This window comes from Ferrovibrio sp. (assembly GCF_035304305.1).
In the GTDB taxonomy this organism is placed as follows: domain Bacteria; phylum Pseudomonadota; class Alphaproteobacteria; order Ferrovibrionales; family Ferrovibrionaceae; genus Ferrovibrio.
The window spans coordinates 51,956-58,733 of record NZ_DATGQG010000111.1 but is presented as its reverse complement, the minus strand read 5'-3'; the positions used below and the strand labels follow the sequence as shown (position 1 = coordinate 58,733).

Below are 6,778 nucleotides of genomic sequence, written 5' to 3'. Positions count from 1 at the left end.
GAAGGAGTCCAGCGGCAGGTCGCCGAGCGCCGCGCCGATCACCGTGCCGATGCCCAGCGCGCCCCAGGGCACCAGCATCTGGCTGAGGAAGCCGAGCGCGACGGCGGCATGCACCGGCGTGCCCAGCCGGCGCAGGCCCTGGATTGCCAGTGCGAAGCCGATGCCGAAGCCGACGGCGCATTCCACCACGCCGGAGGCGATGAAGCAGAGCAGGAACGCCTCGCGGTGGCGCGAGGCTGCGGCCGGCCGTTCGGCGCCTAGCGGCGGCGGTGCCGTGGCCTCGATCAGGTGGTGCAAAGTCAGGCCGGCGAAGATGATGGCGATGTTGTGCCAGGCCAGCCAGCTGCCGCGCAGGCCCTCCGTCGCCAGGAAGGTTGCGTAGCCGGGTCCGTCAGGCAGGGCCACGTAGGTGGCGGCCAGCGTCGCCGCCAGTCCGGCGAGTCCGGCATGGATCAGCTTCACGCGGCCGCTCGCGATCAGGCCGATCACCAGCGCGATCGGCGACAGATAGACGAGCGTCGTCACCGGGGAATGGTCAGACGACCGAGCGGCGCGCGCCGGGGCCGCGCTCGATCAGGCTGCGCAGGCGGCTGAGGCCTTCGCTCAGCTGCGCGCGGTCGGGCGAGGGCGCCAGCGAGATGCGCACCCAGGGCGGCGGGTTCGGCCGGTTGTCGGGCACGAACGACGTGCAGCTGGCGATGCGCACGCCCTGGCCCAGCGCCTGGTTGGTGAAGTCGTTCGGCTGCCAGGGCGCGGGCAGCTCGAGATAGCAGTGCAGGCTGGCCGGATGGGTGCGCAGCGTCAGGCCCTCGAAGGCCTGCTTCGCCATCTCGTTGCGGAAAGCGGCTTCCTCGCGCAGGCGCTTCACCAGCCGGTCGGCCGTGCCGTCCTCGATCCATTGCCGCACGATTTCCTGGTTCAGTCGCGGATTGTTGACCGAGACCGCATGCAGCGCGTCGGCGAAGCGCTCGATCAGTGCCGGCGGCGCGGCGATCCAGCCGACCCGCAGGCCCGGCGCCATGCATTTCGACGCCGAGGCGATGTAGATCGTGCGCTCCGGTGCCATGGCGGCAAGCGGCACCGGGCGGTCTGCCACCACGAAGCCGTAGACGTCGTCCTCGATGATGGTGAGGTCGTGCTTGCGCGCGACCGCGACGATGTCCTCGCGGCGCTGCTGCGACATGGTCGCAGTGGTCGGATTGTGGATGGTGGGCTGCACCAGCACGATGCGGCTGCCGGTGCGCTTCGCGGCCTCGGCCAGCGCGTCGGGCCGGATGCCTTCCCCGTCCATCGCCACGGCTTCCATGCGCACCGGACGCAGCCGCGCATTCTCGTGCACGCCGCCATAGGTGAGCGACTCCACCAGCAGCGTCTCGTTCGGCATCGTCATCGCCGAGATGGTGACGTTCAGCGCCTGCTGCGCGCCGGCGGTGACGATCACCTGTTCGGGCGTCACGGTCAGTCCGGTGCGCGCGATCCACTGCGCCGCCGCGGCGCGGTGGGCCGGATCGCCGAGCGTGCGGGAATAGCCGAGCAGATGCTGCAGGCCGCGCTTGGCGGCGATGCGCTGCAGCGAGCGCCGCAGCAGATCCTCGTATTCCGGCAGGCTCGGTTCGTTGTGTGAGAGTTCGATCACGCCCGGCGTCGCCAGCGAGACGATCTCGCCGGCCTCTTCCGCCATGATCTCGCTGCCGATCGCGCTGGCGCCATGGCCGTTCAGCGGTTTCACGAAGGTGCCGCGGCCGACCTCGCCGCTCAGCAGGCCCTTCTGCTCCGCCAGCATGTAGCCGCGGCTGACCGTGCCCACGGTGACGCCCAGCTTCCAGGCGAGATTGCGCTGTGGCGGCAGCTTGGTGCCGACGGGAAGTTCGCCCGTCTGCACCGCGGCCTCGATCGCGGCCGCCAGCGCCTGGTAGCGCGGGCCGGGAAAGTTTTCGAGTTTCGGTACCCACATTGTCATGGTGACAATATTTAGCATTGACCCAATCAAAGAGTCAAATAATGATCGCAATGCTTCGATTGCCGGGGCGCAATCTGCCTAAAAGCGTATCAATCCGGAGGGATGCTATGACGAATTGTACCAGTACAATCGGCCGGCCTTACGAAATTGGCCCGGTCGAACGCGCGGGCAGCACGATCGGCCGGGTTATCGACCGCGTGGTCGCCGTCAGCGCCCGGGGCGCGACCGGCCTCGTGATCATGCTGCTCGACTGGCAGCGGGAAGTGCGCGAGCGCGCGCATCTGGCCAGCCTGCCGAACGAAATCCTGAAGGACGTCGGCCTCACCCGCGCCGATGTGGAAGCCGAGCTGAGCAAGCCGCTCTGGCTTCGATAACGCCTGATCCTTTCCTCCCCGGAAGGGCCGGCGGCCGCAGCGCGAGCGGCGGCGCCGGCCAAGCCGGGGTTCGATCTTCAAGACAGGGAGTGACGATGCGTCTGCCGATCTACCAGGTCGATGCCTTTGCCGATGCGGTGTTCCGGGGCAATCCGGCCGCCGTGATGCCGCTGGAGAAATGGCTGCCGGATGCGACCATGCAGGCGATCGCCGCAGAGAACAATCTGGCCGAGACGGCCTTCTTCGTGCGCGAGAAGGACGGCTACGGCCTGCGCTGGTTCACGCCGGAGGTGGAGGTCGACCTCTGCGGCCATGCGACGCTGGCCAGCGCCTGGGTGATCTTCAATCGCCTCGACGGCGCATCGGAGCGCATTCACTTCCATACGAAGAGCGGCATGCTGACGGTCACGCAGGACGGCGAGAGCGGCCGGCTGGTGCTGGATTTTCCGGCGCGGCCGGCCGCGCCCGCCACCGCCTGCGCCGGCCTGCTGCAGGCGCTTGGCAAACCGCCGTCCGAGGTGCTGGCGGCACGCGATTACCTGCTGGTCTATGACAGCGCCGAGACGGTGCGGAACCTGGCGCCCGACATGCAGGGGCTGATGGATCTCGACCGCTTCGCTGTGATCGTCACCGCGCCGGGCGACCGGCCGGGCGTCGACTGCGTGTCGCGTTTCTTCGCGCCCGCCAAAGGCATTCCCGAAGATCCGGTTACCGGCTCGGCCCATTGCACCATCGTGCCCTACTGGGCGCAGCGGCTGGGCAAAAGCGAAATCACCGCCTACCAGGCCTCCAGGCGCGGCGGCACGCTGCATTGCCGGTTCGATGGCGAGCGCGTGCGCATGGCCGGCAGCTGCGTTCCCTATCTGGAGGGCAGCGTGACGCTTTAGGGCCATGAGATCAGCGGCTGCCCCGAATGCCGCCGATACCGGCACGTAAGGCCGGTGGGCGAGGCGCTTTCCCCTGTTGAGCGCCTCGCCCTTTTCCCTTCAGATAGACGCATGCAGACGACTCCGACCATCACCATCGCGCCGGCCGAAAGCGCCGACGACCTCGCCGCCGCCGGACGGCTGTTCCTCGCCTATGCGCAGTCGCTGGATTTCAGCCTCTGCTTTCAGGGTTTCGATGCCGAGCTCGCCGGACTGCCGGGCAAATACGCGCCGGAGCAGGGCGGCGCCCTGCTGCTGGCCAGGGTGGATGGGGAGCCGAAGGGCGTGGTGGCGCTGCGCGCGCTCGAGCCGGGCATCTGCGAGATGAAGCGCCTCTATGTCGATCCGGCCGCCCGCGGCCTGAAACTCGGCCGCAGGCTGGCCGAAGCGATCATGGCGGAGGGCCGGCGGCTCGGTTACCGGGTCATGCGGCTGGACACCCTGCACCGGATGCCGGAGGCCAACCGGCTCTACGACCGGCTCGGTTTCCGCGATATTCCGCCCTATATCCACAATCCGCTGCCCGACGTCCGATATCGGGAAGCTGATTTATGAACGTTGTTCATTTTCATGAGCAATGTTAGAGTTTTCTCCGGAATCAGCCGGAGGAAACCATGCCCGAACCCATCGTCCTGTATGAACGCGACGGCCGCATCGCCCGGATTACCCTGAACCGGCCCGAGCACCTGAATGCCATCGTCGAGGAAACCCCGCTCGCCCTTCGCGCCGCAGTGGAGCGCGCCAACCAGGACGACGAGGTCCATGTCATCTGCCTGACCGGCGCTGGCCGGGCCTTCTGCGCCGGCTATGACCTGAAGACCTTTGCCGAGGCGCCGCGGCCGGTGCTGGGCAGCCAGGAAATGCCCTGGGACCCGCTGGTCGATTACCAGTGGATGCGCCAGGCCACCGACTGCTTCATGAGCCTGTGGCGGTCGCTCAAGCCGGTCGTCGCGAAGGTGCGCGGCTTCGCCGTTGCCGGCGGCAGCGACATCGCGCTCTGCAGCGACCTCGTCGTCATGGCCGAGGATGCGAAGATCGGCTATCCCCCGGCGCGCATCTGGGGCTGCCCGACCACGGCGATGTGGGTCTACCGCCTGGGCGCCGAGAAGGCCAAGCGCATGCTGCTGACCGGCGACCTGATCGACGGCGTCACCGCGAAGGAGTACGGCCTGGTGATCGATGCCGTGCCCGAGACGGACCTGGACGCCCATGTCGAGGCCCTGCTGGCGCGGATCGCCTCGGTGCCGAAGAACCAGCTGATGATGCAGAAGCTGATGGTCAACCAGGCCTACGACAATATGGGCCTGAACTCGACGCAGACGCTCGCCACCCTGTTCGACGGCATCACCCGCCATACGCCGGAGGGCGTCGCCTTCAAGGCGCGGTGCGAGCAGATCGGGTTCAAGGCCGCGGTGAAGGAACGCGACGGCGGCGATCCGCTGGCCTGGAAAAATGCCCGCTGAGGCGGCTGCGGAGAACCCGGCGAGGGAGAAGCGCCGCAGGGCCGTGAAGGCCTTCAAGCGCGAGACGATTCTTGCCGCGGCGCGCAGCGTCTTCGCCCGCGACGGCCTTGATGGCGCGACGCTCCGCGCCATCGCGGCCGAGGCCGGCGTGGCGGTCGGCACGGTCTATCTGCACTACCCGGCCAAGGAGGCGCTGTATGCCGACATGCTGGCCGCGTCGCTGTCGGACCTGCAGAAGCACCTGCGCGAGGCGGTGGCAAAGGCAGAGGCGGATCAGCAGCTGCTGGCCGGCGCACTCGGTTTCTACAGCTTCTACCGGGCGCGGGCGGACGACCTCTATCTCGGCCTCTATCTCGGGCAGGGCCTCCGTCCCGCCGGCCTGACGCCGGAACTCGACCGGCTGCTCAACGGGCGCCTGATCCAGTGCTACAGCGTGCTGGGCGACGCGATGCGCCGGCTGGCCCCGCTGGATCCCGAAACCCTGCGGGCCGAGACGGTATCGCTGGCCGCCTGCATCACCGGGGCGCTGGTGCTGGAAGCCACCGGCCGCCTCAAGGTGCTGGGGGACGGAGGCGAGGCCGTGGTGCGCCGGCATGTGGAGATGCTGGTGCAAAGGTTGCGCGCCTCCGCCTGACGGGCGAACATGACGACATCAACCGAATACAATGAGCCCCCCGTGAGCAATTTCATCGAAACCTATCGCGGCTCGGTCGCTGCCTGGGAATGCGACCAGTATGGCCACATGAACATCCAGTTCTATGTCGGCCGGATCAGTGACGCTGCGGCCTCGATCATGCTGGCGGCCGGCTTCGGCCGCGAGGCCTTTGAGAAGCACCGCCTCGGCTCGGTCGCGGTGAACCAGAACATCGACTATGTGAACGAGCTGCATGCGGGCGATCTGGTGCGGATGGAAAGTGGCATGACGCTGGCCGAGGGCCGCAAGATCCGCTTCCACCACCGGCTGTTCAACGCCGAGACAGGCGCGCTGTGCATGAAGGCCGACGTGCTGGCGCTGTGCTTCGACCTCGAGCGGCGCAAGTCGGTGCCGCTGCCCGACGAAATCCGGACCGGATTCCAGAAGTTCATCGTGCGCGGTGACGAGCCGCCGGAGCAGGTGGCGGTGCCGACGCAGACAGATGGCTGGGCCGTCACCGGGCGTTCGCCGGTGCAGCCCTGGGAATGCGACCGTATGGGGCATCTGAACGTGCAGTTCTATCTCTCGCGCTTCGCCGAGGCTGAGAAGCAGCTGCTGCTGGCGCTGGGCTACGGCCCGAAACGTCGCCGTGCCGACGGCGTGGCAGTACGTCCGCTGCGGCACCGCATCCAGTTCAAGCGCGAGAACCATGAAGGCGCCGTCATCACGCTGCGTAGCGGCGTCCGCGCCGTCGCCGGCGACCGGATAGAGCTCTACCACGAGCTTTTCGACACCGAGACCGGCTCGCTGTCGGCCACGGCCGAGGCGACTATTGCTCTCGACCGTCTCGATGACGGCGGCTTCCTCCCGCTTCCGGCCAATGTTGCGGCCGCGGCGGAAAGGCTGGCCGCGCAGTTCCAGGGCCCGCCGCCGCTGAAGCCTGCCGGCTCGCCGCCGGCACCCGCCGCGCCGGTCGAGGGCATGTACGAATCCTGCCGCGGTTCGGTGGATCGCTGGGAGGCGGAAGAGACGGGCCGCATGGCGACCCGCTTCTACATGGCGCGCTTCTCGGAAGCGGCCGGCAACATGCTGGCCGGCGGCGACCTGTCGCGCGAGCGGATGGCGGAAGAGGGCATCGGCTCGGCGGCGCTGGACTACACGATCGACTATCTGCGGCCGCTGCGGGTCGGCGATGCCTATTACAACCGCACCGGCATGCTGGAGCTGCGCGACAAGACCTGGCGCTTCTGCCATGTCCTGATGGACAGCTACACGCATCAGCCGGTAGCGCGTGCCGAGGTGGTCGCCGTGCTGTTCGACCTCAAGGCGCGCAAGTCGATTACGATGCCCGACTTCGTCCGGCAGGCTTTCGCCCGCCGGCTTGTCACCGTACCGGCGGCGTGAGCGATACGGACGGCGGG

7 protein-coding genes and 1 pseudogene are annotated in these 6,778 nt (G+C 68.0%); 6 read left to right on the top strand and 2 right to left on the bottom strand.

The window, feature by feature from the left end; genetic code table 11:
• Nucleotides 1-525, bottom strand: a pseudogene (locus VKZ87_RS12940) (L-lactate permease); the annotation flags it as partial.
• Between the two features lie 10 nt (nucleotides 526-535).
• Nucleotides 536-1,960 carry a PLP-dependent aminotransferase family protein gene (locus tag VKZ87_RS12935; protein WP_324221674.1) on the bottom strand — a complete coding sequence of 475 codons (1,425 nt, stop codon included), beginning with the start codon at nucleotides 1,958-1,960 and terminating at the stop codon, nucleotides 536-538.
• A gap of 107 nt (nucleotides 1,961-2,067) precedes the next feature.
• On the opposite strand from VKZ87_RS12935, the gene VKZ87_RS12930 reads away from it, so the two are divergent.
• From VKZ87_RS12930 to VKZ87_RS12905, 6 genes are all read left to right on the top strand, one after another.
• Complete coding sequence (locus VKZ87_RS12930; protein ID WP_324221673.1) at nucleotides 2,068-2,334, top strand: DUF1127 domain-containing protein; 267 nt, start codon at nucleotides 2,068-2,070, stop codon at nucleotides 2,332-2,334.
• 95 nt (nucleotides 2,335-2,429) lie between these two features.
• Entirely contained in the window at nucleotides 2,430-3,221 is a 792-nt protein-coding gene (locus VKZ87_RS12925) for a PhzF family phenazine biosynthesis protein (protein ID WP_324221672.1), read from the top strand.
• Between the two features lie 111 nt (nucleotides 3,222-3,332).
• The gene (locus tag VKZ87_RS12920) at nucleotides 3,333-3,815 is read left to right on the top strand and encodes a GNAT family N-acetyltransferase (protein WP_324221671.1); all 483 of its coding nucleotides are present in this window, start codon (nucleotides 3,333-3,335) and stop codon (nucleotides 3,813-3,815) included.
• A 59-nt stretch (nucleotides 3,816-3,874) separates the two neighbouring features.
• A complete protein-coding gene (locus VKZ87_RS12915; RefSeq protein WP_324221670.1) occupies nucleotides 3,875-4,723 on the top strand; it encodes a crotonase/enoyl-CoA hydratase family protein in 849 nt (282 codons plus the stop codon).
• A gap of 43 nt (nucleotides 4,724-4,766) precedes the next feature.
• Entirely contained in the window at nucleotides 4,767-5,357 is a 591-nt protein-coding gene (locus tag VKZ87_RS12910) for a helix-turn-helix domain-containing protein (RefSeq protein WP_324221669.1), read from the top strand.
• A gap of 42 nt (nucleotides 5,358-5,399) precedes the next feature.
• Nucleotides 5,400-6,761 (top strand): thioesterase family protein, encoded by a 1,362-nt coding sequence (locus VKZ87_RS12905; protein WP_324221668.1) that lies wholly within the window; start codon nucleotides 5,400-5,402, stop codon nucleotides 6,759-6,761.
• Nucleotides 6,762-6,778: the final 17 nt, after the last annotated feature.